Origin of the sequence: Pseudomonas sp. Marseille-Q1929, from assembly GCF_017316265.1 — a bacterium.
Lineage (GTDB): Bacteria > Pseudomonadota > Gammaproteobacteria > Pseudomonadales > Pseudomonadaceae > Aquipseudomonas.
On sequence record NZ_JAFLWU010000002.1, the window covers coordinates 499,042 to 513,043 of the forward strand.

General features: G+C 61.7%; 12 protein-coding genes. 5 read left to right on the plus strand and 7 right to left on the minus strand.

The features are described 5' to 3' along the window. The first annotated feature begins 47 nt into the window (after positions 1-47). Both J1G37_RS05750 and J1G37_RS05755 read left to right on the plus strand, forming a co-directional pair. The gene (locus tag J1G37_RS05750) at positions 48-1,961 is read left to right on the plus strand and encodes a patatin-like phospholipase family protein (protein ID WP_207040495.1); all 1,914 of its coding nucleotides are present in this window, start codon (positions 48-50) and stop codon (positions 1,959-1,961) included. A 55-nt stretch (positions 1,962-2,016) separates the two neighbouring features. After that, positions 2,017-2,904, plus strand: a complete 888-nt coding sequence (locus tag J1G37_RS05755; RefSeq protein WP_207040496.1) for a formate/nitrite transporter family protein — start codon at positions 2,017-2,019, stop codon at positions 2,902-2,904. Here J1G37_RS05755 and J1G37_RS05760 read toward each other — a convergent pair. Next, positions 2,898-4,157, minus strand: coding sequence for a sodium:proton antiporter (locus J1G37_RS05760; protein WP_207040497.1), 1,260 nt, complete (start codon positions 4,155-4,157; stop codon positions 2,898-2,900). The two genes, J1G37_RS05755 and J1G37_RS05760, sit on opposite strands and share 7 nt — an antisense overlap. 193 nt (positions 4,158-4,350) lie before the next feature. Here J1G37_RS05760 and J1G37_RS05765 point away from each other — a divergent pair, with 193 nt between their 5' ends. Next, positions 4,351-4,737 carry an MAPEG family protein gene (locus tag J1G37_RS05765; RefSeq protein ID WP_017735698.1) on the plus strand — a complete coding sequence of 129 codons (387 nt, stop codon included), beginning with the start codon at positions 4,351-4,353 and terminating at the stop codon, positions 4,735-4,737. 125 nt (positions 4,738-4,862) lie between these two features. On the opposite strand, the gene J1G37_RS05770 is transcribed toward J1G37_RS05765, so the two are convergent. Further along, entirely contained in the window at positions 4,863-6,059 is a 1,197-nt protein-coding gene (locus J1G37_RS05770; protein WP_207040498.1) for a murein transglycosylase A, read from the minus strand. Between the two features lie 129 nt (positions 6,060-6,188). Between J1G37_RS05770 and J1G37_RS05775 the strand changes: the two genes are divergently transcribed. Next, positions 6,189-6,638, plus strand: coding sequence for a cytochrome c (locus tag J1G37_RS05775; protein ID WP_207040499.1), 450 nt, complete (start codon positions 6,189-6,191; stop codon positions 6,636-6,638). Between the two features lie 6 nt (positions 6,639-6,644). Here the strand turns inward: J1G37_RS05775 and J1G37_RS05780 are convergent, their stop codons facing one another. The 5 genes from J1G37_RS05780 to J1G37_RS05800 form a co-directional block, all read right to left on the minus strand. Continuing rightward, the gene (locus J1G37_RS05780) at positions 6,645-7,040 is read right to left on the minus strand and encodes a DUF1090 domain-containing protein (protein WP_207040500.1); all 396 of its coding nucleotides are present in this window, start codon (positions 7,038-7,040) and stop codon (positions 6,645-6,647) included. Positions 7,041-7,083: 43 nt separating this feature from the next. Continuing rightward, the gene (gene ligB, locus J1G37_RS05785) at positions 7,084-8,748 is read right to left on the minus strand and encodes an NAD-dependent DNA ligase LigB (RefSeq protein ID WP_242551428.1); all 1,665 of its coding nucleotides are present in this window, start codon (positions 8,746-8,748) and stop codon (positions 7,084-7,086) included. Between the two features lie 95 nt (positions 8,749-8,843). Then, positions 8,844-9,191, minus strand: a complete 348-nt coding sequence (locus J1G37_RS05790) for a hypothetical protein (RefSeq protein WP_207040501.1) — start codon at positions 9,189-9,191, stop codon at positions 8,844-8,846. A gap of 219 nt (positions 9,192-9,410) precedes the next feature. After that, positions 9,411-10,601 (minus strand): methionine adenosyltransferase, encoded by a 1,191-nt coding sequence (gene metK, locus J1G37_RS05795; RefSeq protein WP_017735693.1) that lies wholly within the window; start codon positions 10,599-10,601, stop codon positions 9,411-9,413. 19 nt (positions 10,602-10,620) lie between these two features. Beyond that, positions 10,621-11,616 carry a metalloregulator ArsR/SmtB family transcription factor gene (locus tag J1G37_RS05800; protein ID WP_207040502.1) on the minus strand — a complete coding sequence of 332 codons (996 nt, stop codon included), beginning with the start codon at positions 11,614-11,616 and terminating at the stop codon, positions 10,621-10,623. Between the two features lie 260 nt (positions 11,617-11,876). On the opposite strand from J1G37_RS05800, the gene tkt reads away from it, so the two are divergent. Next, a complete protein-coding gene (gene tkt, locus J1G37_RS05805) occupies positions 11,877-13,874 on the plus strand; it encodes a transketolase (RefSeq protein WP_207040503.1) in 1,998 nt (665 codons plus the stop codon). Positions 13,875-14,002 lie beyond the last annotated feature (128 nt).

The following is a 14,002-nucleotide window of genomic DNA, read 5'->3' on the forward strand; positions in this document are numbered from 1 at the left end:
AGGCTCTCTCATCACTCAGGACTACATCCTGTAGCGAGAGCCTGTGTATGAAAGTGTCCAATTCGTCTGTCCAGACCCAAGCCCCGGCGCCACACACCATCGACCAGAGCGTGAAGGCGCCTTTGCTCGAGAACGTGGGCCCACGTAAGTTAAGCCTCCATCGCCATAACGATGGGCGAGTGGATGTAGATGTGTCACCGCCACCGCCCAGCCACCTGGTGCTCAGCGGTGGCGGTGCCAAGGGCATTGCCTTTCCGGGCATGGTGCAAGCGCTGGAAGAGGGCAAGAAGCTGCAAGGTGTGAAGGTGATTTCCGGCTCGTCTGCCGGGGCGATTTCCTCCACATTGCTTGCCAGTGGCATGAACGCTAAAACGTTCGGCGAGCTGTCGAATAGCCTCGACCTGCCCAGCCTGCTCAACAGCAAAGACCCGGTGACCGCCTGGCTGCAAAACATCAGCTCCGAACTCGGCAAGCTCGCCGGGCGTTTGCCGGGGGCGGCCGGCAATATCACCCAACTGTTGCTGACCATGCTGCCGCGCTTGCAAACCGAGGCTTCTCCCTTGGAAGAGATGATGCGCAACGAGTCGCGCAAGTCGATCCTCGCCCACATTGCCGACATGCCCAGGGAAACCCGGCCCGGCGAAGTCATGAAGATTGCCGACAGGCTGAGCGCCGGTGGCGGGCCAACCTTTCGCGACCTTGAAGTGTTGAGCCGCCATATTCCGGCAATCAAGCAACTCAACATCACCGGCACCGGTATGTTTGACGGTCGCCCGCAATTGGTGGTGTTCAATGCCAGCCTGGCCCCGGACATGGATATCGCCCGCGCCGCCCGTATTTCGGGCTCGCTGCCGGGGTTGTTCAAGAGTCCGCAAGAGCAAGGTCATGGGTTTCAGCAAGTGGCCGAAGTCACGGCTTTCCAGGACGGTGGATTGCTCGCCAATACGCCCGCGCCCGGCGTGGTCGGCTCATTGCCGCCGCAAGGCCCGTTGAACCAGCCTGAGTCGTTGGTCGTCAAGTTTGAGTCCGACGAGACGACACCGAAAAAAAGCGGCGGATTTATCAGCAGCATCGTCGATAAAGTTACCGGCACGCCACACGCCTCTGCCGGGGCTTATCAAGCCGAGCGACTCAAGGCGTACGCCGACCAGACGGTGACGTTGCCGCTGAACACGGAAAAAGGCGACTTTCGCGGCATGTTCAACGGCACCGTCAACTTCACCATGACTCCCGAGCAGAAACAGCACCTGCAGGCGAAGGCCAACCAAGCGGTGACGGCGCACCTGGAGACACGGGAAAAGTCGCGTGAGAAGCACTCGTTCGCGTCCATGGAGGACGCTGTCCTGGCGATGGATGACTCCTTGCTGGCCAGCGTGCAGGAGCCGTTGAAAAAAGACCCGGCAGCTGCGGATGCATTGATGTTTCGAAAGAGCGCGCAGCAGGCGTTGCAAGCCTTGGACAGCGCCGTCAGCGAGGCCAATCGGGCCAGCGACGTCTTGACGATCACGCCGAAGATCGCGGCGGCCCTGCGTAACCTGGACGCACTCGCCCGTCGGCCTGAGCATGTCGAGTGGTTGGGGCAGCGCCTGAATGCGGTGGGCCAGCACAATTTTCAGCAGTTGATGCAGGTGGCGGCGAAGGCGACCTCAGGCACGCCGATGTCCAAGGTGATGAGCAGTGCCGTCGCCGAAATGAAAAGGCGCGATATCGCGGTGAAAGCCGAGAACTTTACGCGTGAGGTCATCTACCCGTCGCTTTACCGCCCGGGCCAGCCAGCGTCCAACGTGGAACTGTTGCACCGTGTGGCCGCCAAGCTGGCCAAGGCGACCACGCCGGGCGAGTTCAACGCCGCGCTGGAAGACATCGTCCAGAACTATAAGGCGCGCAATAAGCCCTGGAGTAAACCGTTCAAATCCACCACCGTGGAAATGGCCAAGGCCTGGCGCATACCGCTTAAATGAACAGTCACCGTCGCCGCGTGTCGTAGCTTAAGGCACCCCTTGGACGTACGTGATCATGGCCACTCAAACAGACGGCAAGACACCCACTCTGTCGCAAGAAGAACAGGCCGATGTGGACAAGAACCAGCCGCCCCGCGCGGCGGTTCTGCATGAAATCATCCGGACCCAGGGCGACCAGGAGCTGGAGCGCAATGTGGCGGCGCTATGGTGGTCGGCGCTGGCTGCCGGCCTGACCATGGGCCTGTCGCTGATGGGCATGGGCCTGCTCAACTCACGCCTGCCGGACGGCGAAGGGTTCAAGGTGATCGCCAGCTTTGGCTACTGCGCCGGCTTCCTCGCGGTGATTCTTGCGCGCCAGCAACTGTTCACCGAAAACACCCTGACCGCCGTGCTGCCGGTGATGAGCAAGCCTACCCTGGCCAATGCCGGGCGCCTGTTACGCCTGTGGACGGTGGTGCTGGTGGGCAATCTGTGCGGCACCTTGTTGGTGGCCTACGTGATGTTGCACTTGCCGATCTTCGACACCAAGACCGACCTGGCTTTCCTCGAAATCGGGCGCAAGGTCATGGAAAACGACCCCGGGCAGATGTTCGCCAAGGGCATCGTCTCCGGCTGGATGATCGCCACCATGGTGTGGATGATCCCGTCGATGGAGAGTGCCAAGCTGTGGATCATCATCCTGATCACCTACCTGATGGCACTGGGTGACTTCACCCATATCGTCGTCGGCTCTGCCGAAGTGTCCTACCTGGTGTTTGCCGGCGAGCTGGCGTGGAAGGACTTCTGGCTGGTGTTCGCCGGGCCTACGTTGGCGGGCAACATCATCGGCGGCAGCTTTATCTTTGCGCTGATCAGTCATGCGCAGATTCGCAGTGAAAGCAGCCTGCCAGACAAGAAGACTGCGGACCCGAGGCATCCGCAGCCGACTCGCAAGGATCAGTGATGCTCGGCGTTAGCCTGGGGGTCATCGCGGGTGACGCGCTTGACCAACTTGCCAATGCTCAAGCCCTGCAACAGGATCGACGACAGCACCACAATGTAGGTGATGCTCAGCAGCAGGTCACGCTCGGGGCCCAGCGGCAGGGCCAGCGCCAGGGCGACTGAAACCCCGCCACGCAAACCGCCCCAGGTGAGGATGCGGATAGTGCCCCGCGGCACTGTGCGCCAGCGGCGTAGCAGGAGGATCGCCGGAGCTACCGTCAGCAGGCGCGAGAGCAAGATGGCCACCGCGAGCAGGCTGGCGGCGAACACATGCAGCCAGTTGAACGGCAACAGCAGCAGCTCCATGCCGATCAAGGCGAACAGCAGGGCGTTGAGCATGTCATCAAGCAACTCCCAGAAACCGTCGAGGTAGCGGCGGGTCATGTCGTTCATCGCCAGCTTGCGGCCCAGGTTGCCGATGATCAGGCCCGCGACCACCATCGCAATCGGTGCCGAGACGTGCAGTTCGGTGGCCATCGCCGAGCCGCCGATCACCAGGGCGAGGGTCAGCATCACTTCGATCTGGTGCTGTTCGATGCTTTTGATCATCAGGTACACCAGGTAGCCGATCAGTCCGCCGAACACCACGCCGCCCAGGGCTTCATGGGCAAACAGCATGGCCGTGGCGCCTACCGTGGGGGTTTCACCCAACTGCGCGATGCCCAGCAACACGGTAAACACCACCACCGCGGTGCCGTCGTTGAACAGCGATTCGCCGACGATGGTGGTTTTCAACGGTTTCGACGCGTTGGCAGTACGCAGGACGCCGAGTACCGCAATCGGGTCGGTAGGCGAGATCAGCGCGCCAAACAGCAGGCAGTACAAGAAGCTCACATGCCAGCCAAACAGGGCAAAGATGTAATACGCCAGGCTGCCGATCACCACGGTGGCGATCAACACGCCAAAGGTCGCCAGCAGGCCGATGGGCCAGCGGTAGCTGCGCAAGTCGCTCAGGTTGACGTGCAACGCGCCGGCGAACAGCAGGAACGAGAGCATCCAGTTCATCAGCAGGTCGCCGAAGTCGATCTGGCCGATCAATTGCTGGATACGTTCTTCCAGGCCTGGGTAACCGATAAAGCTCAGGCCTTGCAGGATCAGGGAAAACAGCAGGGCCGTGACCATCACACCAATGGTGGGCGGCAGGCCGATAAAACGGAAGTTCACATAGGTGAGCAGGGTGGTGAGGCATATGAAGGCGGCGACAAGTTCAAGCATCCGGGGTCCTTGGAAGTGGGGTATGGGTTTATCAGTGGGTGGATGGACCGCAGCAGCGGCGTGATGTTGCAAGGCAAACGCTAATTGGCTGATAGAACCTTTGCGGGTGTAGCGGTTCATAGCGGGGAGTGCGGCTTGCGATATTTAGTGCTAAAACTCTAATTTCTGCTTGAAAACAAAAAAGGAATCAGTGATGACGGTGGCCTTCTGGTGTGTGTTGATCGCAATTTTCCTGCCTTACCTGTGCACGGGTGTGGCCAAGTTCAGCGGCGGCAAGTTCGGGCCTCGGCAGAACCATGACCCGCGCGCGTTCCTGGAAACCCTCGATGGGTTTGCCAAGCGCGCCCATAACGCGCAGCTCAACAGCTTTGAAGTCACCCCGGCGTTTGCGGCGGCGGTGATCATCGCGCACCTGGCCGGTACGGCGGAATTGGTGACGATCAATGTGCTGGCGGTGTTGTTTATCACCAGTCGCCTGTTGTACATCATTTGTTATGTGGCGGACTGGGCGATCCTGCGTTCGCTGGTGTGGTTTGCGGGGATGGCGTTGATTGCGAGTTTCTTCTTCGTCTCGATCTGACGGTTGATAGCGATTCCCTGTGGGAGCGGGCTTGCTCGCGAATGCGGTGTGTCAGTCAACCTATCCAATACTGACACACCGCCTTCGCGAGCAAGCCCGCTCCCACATTTTGCCCTCAGCGCCTATCAGCTCCCTGTCGTTACTTCCGGTACGTGTGGCAATGCCGCGCCCTTGGGCCACAACATCCAGATCTGCCCCTGCTGCTTCATATTCCCCGCCAACTCACCCGCGGCTGCGCCAGTGCCCCAGAACAAGTCCGCACGCACTTCGCCAGTAATGGCACCGCCCGTGTCCTGCGCAGCCACGGGCCTGGCGATGGGCGAGCCATCCGGCTTGGTGGTCGATAGCCACAACAGGCTGCCCAGCGGAATCACCTTGCGATCCACCGCCACGCTGTAGCCGGCGGTCAGCGGCACGTTAAGCGAGCCGCGTGGGCCTTCGTTGCTGTCGGGGCGGGTGCTGAAGAACACGTAGCTGGGGTTGCTTGCCAACAGTTCCGGGATGCGCTGCGGATGGGCTTTGGCCCAGGCGCTGATGGCGCCCATGGTCACGTCTTCTTTTTTCAGCTCGCCTTGTTCTACCAGCCAGCGGCCGATAGGGCGGTAGGGGTAGCCGTTCTGGTCGCCATAGCCCACACGCAGTTGGCGCCCGCCGGCCAATTGGATGCGGCCCGAGCCCTGGATTTGCAGGAATTGCAGGTCCATCGGATCGGTCAGCCAGGCAATCGGCTTGGCGGTCGAGCCTTGGCCGTTGATCGCGCTGGCATCGTCGTAAGGCTTGAGCACGCGACCTTCCAGGCGACCGCGCAGGCGCTTGCCCTTGAGTTCGGGGTAGATGCTTTCCAGGTTGACGATGATCAGGTCATCGGGCACGCCGTACACTGGCACATTGGCCTTGGCCGTCTGGGTCAGGCTGCCGGGGTAGACCGGTTCGTAATAGCCGGTGATCAGGCCGTTCGGCGTGTTGTCTGCCGAACGCAGGCCGAACACGTCCAGGCGCTCCTTGAGGAAACCCCGCACGGCCACGGCATTCGCCGGCACGCTGGTCGCCGCCGCGCAGGTCGCGCCCCAGATCGGGTCGGCCTTGAGGCGTTGGCAGGCGCTGCGCCAGGATTCAAACCCCGCCAGCAAGTCACTGTCGGACACGGCCGGTAACGCCTCCCACGGTGCGCTGACATAAGTGGCAACCGCATGGGGTTGAGCGGGCTCAGGCTTGAGCGGCTCTTTGCCTGTTTCTTTACCCGCGTCACAGCCGGCCAGCAGCGCGATCATCGGCAGAGCCCACGCCAGGCGGTGGCACCAACGTTTTGAGGTGACATTCATACACACAATTCCTGAAGCGATTGCCCGCGCGGTAACGCCTGCGAGCAACCCTTATTATTAATAGGGCTATTGGTCTTTACGGGCGGGGCGAGGATACTGGCCGCCGTTTCCCGTGACCCTGAAGCCACCATGACTTTTAAAAGACTGACCGTTGTATTGCTGGCCTGCCTGACACTGTCCGCCTGTGGCGGTGTCGATCCGAATTCGCCCCTGGGCCAGCGCAAGGCGATCTTCAAGCAGATGCTCAAGACCGGCGAAGACCTGGGTGGCATGTTGCGTGGGCGCATCCCCTTCGACGGCGCGAAATTCGCCGAGGGTGCGGTCAAGCTGGACGCGTTGTCCCATGAGCCATGGAAGCATTTCCCGAGCGTGCGTGAGGAAGACCATAGCAGCGCCAAAGATGATGTCTGGCAGAAGCAGGCGCAATTCCAGCAATTGGCCCGCGACCTTGAAGCGGCCACCGGTGAATTGGTGACCGCAAGCCAAGTGCAGCCTTACAAAGCCAGCAACCTGGGGCCGGCGGTGCAGAAAGTCGAAGATGCCTGCAGCGCCTGCCATAAACAGTTCCGGGACCACTGACCGGTATTACTTGTCGAGGTCTTCCACCGCGTCCTGCAGTTCCTTGCGCGACTGGGCGAGCTTGTCCTTACGCTTGTTGATCTTCTCTGCATCGCCTTTTTTCATGGCCTTGTCGAGGTCGGCCTGACGACGGCTGACTTCGTGCTTGGCGTCGAGCACTTTGTTTTCCCGCTCTTTCTTCAAGGACGCGTCGGTGCAATTGGCGGTGACTTCGCTCAGGGCTTTTTCCAGGCCGGCTTGCTGGGCGCTGTTGCCGTGGGCCTTGGCCTGTTCGATCTGGGCGCTGATGGCTTGGCGCTTGGCGGCGCAGCCGGTGAGTTGTGGCGCTTCCTGGGCCGCCAACAGCGGCGTGGCCATGAAGGTTGCGACGGTCAGCAGGGCAAAAGGGGCGAGAAATTTCATAGGGGGGCTCCAAGGTCGCAATCTGATGACGGGGGCAGAGGGCTCAAAAGCCATCTATCCCCGCCACGCGTAGTGTTTCAGCCAGGGCCTGTACCTGCGGGTCGCGAAAAAAAGCGCTCAATTGCGCCGCGCGACCCGGGCCGATGCCGTCGATGGCCAGCCAGGCCTGGGTGTCTCTGGCGGCCAGCGTGTGCCAGCCGCCTTCCAGGTTGTTACGTGCCGCAGGCGGTACGCCGAGGGCTTTCAGCCATTGTGCAAAGGGCCGTTGCCGTGCGCTATGGAGGCTGTCGAGCACCCGTGCACGGCCGCGATCACCGAAGCCATCAATGTTAGCAAGCTCTGCCGCATCCAGGGTCAACCAATCAAGAAAGCCAGCGATTAGACCGGCCTGGATCAATACGTTCCAGGTCTCGGCCCCCAAATGAGGCAACGACAGGCCCTGGTTGCCGCTGAGCCAGGTGAGGCGGGCCAGCAGTTGCTCCTCGCAGCCGGGGTCCAGTTGCCAGCAACTCAGGGCGTGAAAGTCCGCTGGGTCAGGCACTGCCAGGTCGACCCGTGTGGTGTTGCGCAGAATGACCTGGTCCAACCGTGGGATCACCTGGCCTGCCAGGCTGATGGATACCTGATCGCCGGGGCGTATATCCAGGGCTTGCCAACGTTTCAAGGAGCCGACGCTGACGCGGGTGATCTGCCGGTCATCCAGCCGCACCGGCTCCAACTCAAGGATGGGCGTGATGCGCCCGGTGCGCCCGACGTTGAAGTGGACCTTGCGCACCAGTGCCAGGGCTTGGCTGATCGGGTACTTCCACGCGACCGCCCAATACGGCGTGCTGGTTCTCCAGCGCACGGCGGGCGCGCGCATGGCCTGGTGAAGCACCACGCCATCGCTTGCGAAGGGCAGTGGATGGTCATACCAATAGGCGCGCCAGTGCGCGGCGTCGTTGATGTGCTGGACGGGCTGGCTATAGCGCTGGGCGTCGGGGAAACCCCAGCGCGCCAGTGCGGCCAGGCGTTCGGTGAATGAGGTCGGCCCCTCGGGCCAGGCCCATACAAACAGGCCGATACGGGCGGCTTCGGTGTCGCTCAGGTGCTGGCGGTTCATCAGGCCCGCCACCTTGCTGCGCGCATTGAGCCCGCCGCGAGCCGATTGCACATGATCGTGCAGGCGCCAATAGAGTTCGCCCTGCAGCACCAGGTCGATGGGCTCCGGCAGTTGCTGGACAATGCCCGGGATCTTGCGGGCCGAGGTTGACCAGTCCTGGCCCTGTGCGCCGTCGCCGCGGCTGATCACCTGGCTCAGCCGGCCCTGGCGATACACCAGGGTCACGGCGACGCCATCGACCTTGGGCTGGACCCATACGTCCTGGCGCGTGCCCAGCCAAATGCCGACGGCCTGTTCATCCAGCAGCTTTTCCAGGCCGGTGTGGGCGACCGGATGGGGCAGGGTGCCCCGTGAACTGGCCAGCGGGTTGTCGGTTATTGCGGCGGTTCGGGGTAAACACTGACGCCAGCGGGCCAGACGCTGGCGGGCCTGGTCGTAGAGTTCGTCGTTGACCGGGGATTGGCCGAGCCGGTGGTAACTGTCATCCCACCGGCGTATCTGTTCGGCCAGGATGTTGACCTGTGTGCGGGCGTCATCCGGGCAGTTTTCGGCCCAGGCTGAACAGGCCAGCGCGCTGAGTAGCAGAACCATCAATCGTCGCATCATGAGCATCCTTGCTCGGAAGGGACGCCCAGCCTAAATGATCCACACACCCACAAAAAAGCCCCGACAGTGCGGGGCTTTTTACCGGGTGTTTCTGCTTACTTGAACAGACCGCCCAGGGCTTTCACGGCGTCGTTCTTATCGGCCTTGGCTTCGGTGGTTTGCTGCTTGGCATCCACTTTGGCCTGGCCTTCGGCGAGTTTGTCACAACCTTTGTTGACCTGATCTTGTGCAGCTTTATAGGCCTTGACCGACAGCGTGTCGTTCTTGGCTTCAGCGGCATCGATCTTGGCTTGCAGGTCTTTGGCGTGTTGCTGGCAGTCGCCGGTTTTGCCACTCAGTTGGGAGCTCAGGGCACCGCCCAGTGCGCTCAGGTCAGCGGCGTGAGCCGGCAGGGCGAACAGGCTGAGCAGAAGGGCAGCAGGGGCGAGCGTGGAGATGCGCATGAAAAACCTCAATGTTCGATTGCTTGCGCGCTGATGAATCCCGGGCTGGCGCAAGGCAATATCCAAATAAGGTGAAGGGCCCGAGAGGGCGCGGATTCTAGAGGGCCATTATTTGGCCTGCAAGGTTTGGATCCAAAAAATGTGACAATCGCCGCGAATCACCCGGCAATAAAAAACCCTGCCGGGCGAACCCGGCAGGGTTTTGGGTGCCGCGAGTGCTTACAGGCCGGCAGCGACGCGCAGGTCGTCGGCGCGGTCGGTTTTTTCCCAGGTGAACGTGGTGAAGGTGTCGTCGCCGACAGTCTTCTGTGCAGGCGTGCGGCCGAAGTGGCCGTAGGCTGCGGTTTCCTGGTACATCGGGTGAAGCAGGTCGAGCATGGTGGTGATGGCGTACGGGCGCAGGTCGAAGATCTCACGCACCAGCTTGACGATCTTGTCATCGCTGATCTTGCCGGTACCGAAGGTATTCAGCGAGATCGACGTAGGCTGGGCCACGCCGATAGCGTAGGAAACCTGAATCTCGCAACGCTCGGCCAGGCCGGCCGCGACGATGTTCTTGGCCACGTAACGACCGGCGTAGGCTGCCGAACGGTCAACCTTGGATGGGTCCTTGCCGGAGAACGCGCCGCCGCCGTGACGGGCCATGCCGCCGTAGCTGTCGACGATGATCTTGCGACCGGTCAGGCCGCAGTCGCCCACTGGGCCACCAATGATGAACTGGCCAGTCGGGTTGATGTGGAACTGGGTGTCCTTGCTCAGCAGTTCGGCCGGCAGCACGTGCTTGACGATCAACTCCATCACGCCTTCGCGCAGGTCGGCGTAGGACACGTCCGGGTTGTGCTGGGTCGACAGCACGACGGCGTCGATCCCGACAACTTTGCCGCCTTCGTAGCGGCAGGTCACCTGGGACTTGGCGTCCGGGCGCAACCAAGGCAGCAGGCCGGATTTACGGGCTTCGGCCTGGCGTTGTACCAACTGGTGCGAGAAGGTGATCGGTGCTGGCATCAGCACGTCGGTTTCGTTGCTGGCGTAGCCGAACATCAGGCCCTGGTCGCCGGCGCCCTGATCTTCAGGCTTGGCGCGGTCCACACCCTGGTTGATGTCGGGGGACTGCTTGCCGATGATGTTCATCACGCCGCAAGTGGCGCCGTCGAAACCGACGTCGGAGCTGTTGTAGCCGATGTCGGTGATCACATCACGGACGATCTGCTCCAGGTCAACCCAGGCGGTAGTGGTCACTTCGCCAGCGATGATCGCTACACCGGTTTTCACCAGAGTCTCGCACGCCACACGGGCGAACTTGTCTTCAGCAATGATGGCGTCCAGCACCGCGTCAGAAATCTGGTCGGCGATTTTGTCCGGATGCCCTTCAGACACGGACTCGGAGGTGAAAAGGGAGTATTCGCTCATCTCGATGTTTTCCTGATATTTACCGATGGTGAGTGTCGCCAGCCGGTCGCTGAAAATGGCGGACCTGGATCTGGAAACCATTACGTAAACCTACATAGAGGCTTTCCCCGGGAACGAGTCCCGCAGCGGTGGCCCAACGGGCCAGATCGTCCTGTTCAAAACCCAACCAGAGATCACCGCAGGCCTCCCTGGCCCAATTCTGGTTGTGGCTGCATAAATCCGTAACCAGCAGGCTACCGCCGGGGTGCAGCAGCCCGGCCATTTGCTTGAGGGCGTCGGCGGGGGCGGCGAAATGGTGCAAGACCATGTTCAGCACCACGCAGTCGGCCTTGATCGATGCGCTATTGAGCGCATCAGCCAGTTGCAGCGTGACATTGCCCAACGCTTCGCGCTCGCACAGCTGGCGCGCCAGTTCGAGCATCGCCGGGCTGTTGTCCAGCGCGGTGACTTGCTGGAAGCGTCGCGCCAGCTCCGGCAAAAAGCCGCCATCGCCAGGGCCGACTTCCAGCGCCGTGGCCTCATCACTGAAGCTCAGCTTGTCCAGCAGCGCCAGTACGCTTTCGCGGTATTGGGCCAAACCGGCGATCAGATCCTGTTGGGCGCGAAACTTCTCGGCGACCCGTGAGAAAAAGTCCTGGCTGGCCGCCGCGCGTTGCCCATGAACCTGGCCGATGCGGGCTTGCACATCGACCGGCAGGCCCAGGCTGTCCACTTCGTCGAGCAAGGCGGCGTGCAGCTTGCCGCCCAGCAGTTCGGTGTGGGGCAGGGCGCGGCGGTAGAAAATCGCATTGCCCTCGCGGCGGGTCGCCACCAGATCGGCCTGGGCCAGTACCTTCAAGTGGTGGCTCATGCCCGACTGGCCGATGGCGAAGATCTGCGCCAGTTCCAGTACGCCAAACGAGTCGTTGGCCAGTGCGCGCAGCACGTTCAGACGCAACGGATCGCCAGCGGCCTTGCACAAGGCTGCCAGTTCATCGCCGTCGTCGGGACGCAGGGAGGGCACGGGTAGATTCATAATGGCCAGCAGTCTAGAGACGGGGGGTAATCCTCGCAAGGCCAATATCAAAAAGTTTTGATATTGATCGATAAGTGGCGGTTATAAGCGACCGCGATAACCTTTAGACGAACGGGTGACCGGTTTCTGCAAGGGAATGGCGCCCCAAGCACAGGAAAAACCGCTCAAGTGACTATCTGTCATTGCCCGCAGGCGGTGGCTGAGGGAAAATGCCGGTCCTTTTTTCCGTTTCTTTTATACAAGCCCCCAGGAGATCAGCGATGCCCAGCCGTCGTGAGCGTGCCAACGCCATTCGTGCCCTCAGCATGGATGCCGTGCAAAAAGCCAACAGCGGCCATCCCGGTGCCCCGATGGGCATGGCGGATATCGCCGAGGTACTTTGGCGTGACTACCTGAAGCACAACCCGACCAACCCATCGTTCGCCGACCGTGACCGCTTCGTGCTGTCCAACGGCCATGGCTCGATGCTGATCTATTCGCTGCTGCACCTGACCGGCTACGACGTCACCATCGACGATCTGAAAAGCTTCCGCCAGCTGCACAGCCGCACCCCGGGTCACCCGGAATTCGGCTACACCCCAGGCGTCGAGACCACCACCGGTCCCCTGGGCCAAGGCCTGGCCAACGCCGTTGGCTTCGCGCTGGCGGAAAAAGTCCTGGGCGCGCAGTTCAACCGCCCTGGCCACGACATCGTCGATCACCACACCTATGTGTTCCTGGGTGATGGCTGCATGATGGAAGGCATTTCCCACGAAGTCGCTTCCCTGGCCGGTACCCTGGGCCTGGGCAAGCTGATTGCCTTCTACGATGACAACGGCATCTCCATCGACGGCGAAGTCGAAGGCTGGTTCACCGATGACACCCCGAAGCGTTTCGAAGCCTACAACTGGCAAGTGATCCGCAACGTCGACGGTCACGACCCGGAAGAGATCAAGACCGCCATCGACACCGCCCGCAAGAGCGCGCAGCCGACCCTGATCTGCTGCAAGACCACCATCGGCTTCGGTTCGCCGAACAAGCAAGGCAAAGAAGACTGCCACGGCGCCCCACTGGGTGACGCGGAAATCGCCCTGACCCGTGCTGCGCTGAAGTGGAACCACGGCCCGTTCGAAATCCCGGCTGATATCTACGCCGAGTGGGATGCGAAAGAAAAAGGCCTGGCCACCGAAGCCGAGTGGGACCAGCGCTTTGCTGCCTACTCCGCTGAATTCCCGGAACTTGCCAACGAGCTGGTCCGCCGCCTCGCCGGTGACCTGCCTGCCGACTTCTCGGAAAAAGCCTCGGCCTACATCGCCGAAGTCGCGGCCAAGGGCGAGACCATCGCCAGCCGTAAAGCCAGCCAGAACACCCTGAACGCTTTTGGCCCATTGCTGCCTGAGATCCTTGGCGGTTCGGCTGACCTGGCCGGTTCCAACCTGACCCTGTGGAAAGGCTGCAAAGGCGTATCGGCTGAAGACGCCAGCGGCAACTACATGTACTACGGCGTACGTGAGTTCGGCATGAGCGCCATCATGAACGGCGTGTCCCTGCACGGCGGCCTGGTGCCTTACGGCGCTACATTCCTGATGTTCATGGAATATGCGCGCAACGCGGTACGTATGGCTGCGCTGATGAAGAAGCGCGTGATCCATGTCTACACCCACGACTCCATCGGCCTGGGTGAAGACGGCCCGACGCACCAGCCGGTCGAGCAACTGACCAGCCTGCGTACCACGCCGAACCTGGACACCTGGCGCCCAGCCGACGCGGTGGAATCCGCCGTGGCCTGGAAGCACGCCATCGAGCGTAAGGACGGCCCTTCGGCGCTGATCTTCTCCCGTCAGAACCTGCAACACCAGGTACGTACCGACGCGCAGATCGCCGACATCGCCCGTGGCGGTTATGTGTTGAAAGACTGCGCTGGCGAGCCGGAGCTGATCCTGATCTCCACCGGTTCCGAAGTGGGCCTGACCGTTCAGGCGTACGACAAGCTGACCGAGCAAGGCCGCAAGGTGCGCGTGGTGTCGATCCCGTGCACCAGCGTGTTCGACGCCCAGGACGCCGGCTACAAGCAATCGGTTCTGCCGTTGCAGGTCAGCGCGCGTATCGCCATCGAAGCGGCTCACGCCGACTACTGGTACAAGTACGTGGGCCTGGAAGGCCGCGTGATCGGCATGACCACCTACGGTGAGTCGGCGCCGGCGCCAGCGTTGTTCGAAGAGTTCGGCTTCACCCTGAACAACATCCTGGGTCAGGCTGAAGAGCTGCTGGAAGACTAAGTCAGTCTGCGTTGTCTGCACTGGCGCTATCGCGGGCAAGCCCGCTCCCACAGTGGATCGGGTTCACACAGTTGGAATTGTGAACCCATTCAAGTGTGGGAGCGGGCTTGCCCGCGATGGCGTCAGAA

Excerpts from the sequence above, each read along its gene's own strand:
- J1G37_RS05750 (WP_207040495.1), top strand. The coding sequence starts at position 48 with ATGAAAGTGTCCAATTCGTCTGTCCAGACCCAAGCCCCGGCGCCACAC.
- J1G37_RS05755 (WP_207040496.1), top strand. The coding sequence starts at position 2,017 with ATGGCCACTCAAACAGACGGCAAGACACCCACTCTGTCGCAAGAAGAA.
- J1G37_RS05760 (WP_207040497.1), bottom strand. The coding sequence starts at position 4,157 with ATGCTTGAACTTGTCGCCGCCTTCATATGCCTCACCACCCTGCTCACC.
- J1G37_RS05765 (WP_017735698.1), top strand. The coding sequence starts at position 4,351 with ATGACGGTGGCCTTCTGGTGTGTGTTGATCGCAATTTTCCTGCCTTAC.
- J1G37_RS05770 (WP_207040498.1), bottom strand. The coding sequence starts at position 6,059 with ATGAATGTCACCTCAAAACGTTGGTGCCACCGCCTGGCGTGGGCTCTG.
- J1G37_RS05775 (WP_207040499.1), top strand. The coding sequence starts at position 6,189 with ATGACTTTTAAAAGACTGACCGTTGTATTGCTGGCCTGCCTGACACTG.
- J1G37_RS05780 (WP_207040500.1), bottom strand. The coding sequence starts at position 7,040 with ATGAAATTTCTCGCCCCTTTTGCCCTGCTGACCGTCGCAACCTTCATG.
- ligB (WP_242551428.1), bottom strand. The coding sequence starts at position 8,748 with ATGATGCGACGATTGATGGTTCTGCTACTCAGCGCGCTGGCCTGTTCA.
- J1G37_RS05790 (WP_207040501.1), bottom strand. The coding sequence starts at position 9,191 with ATGCGCATCTCCACGCTCGCCCCTGCTGCCCTTCTGCTCAGCCTGTTC.
- metK (WP_017735693.1), bottom strand. The coding sequence starts at position 10,601 with ATGAGCGAATACTCCCTTTTCACCTCCGAGTCCGTGTCTGAAGGGCAT.
- J1G37_RS05800 (WP_207040502.1), bottom strand. The coding sequence starts at position 11,616 with ATGAATCTACCCGTGCCCTCCCTGCGTCCCGACGACGGCGATGAACTG.
- tkt (WP_207040503.1), top strand. The coding sequence starts at position 11,877 with ATGCCCAGCCGTCGTGAGCGTGCCAACGCCATTCGTGCCCTCAGCATG.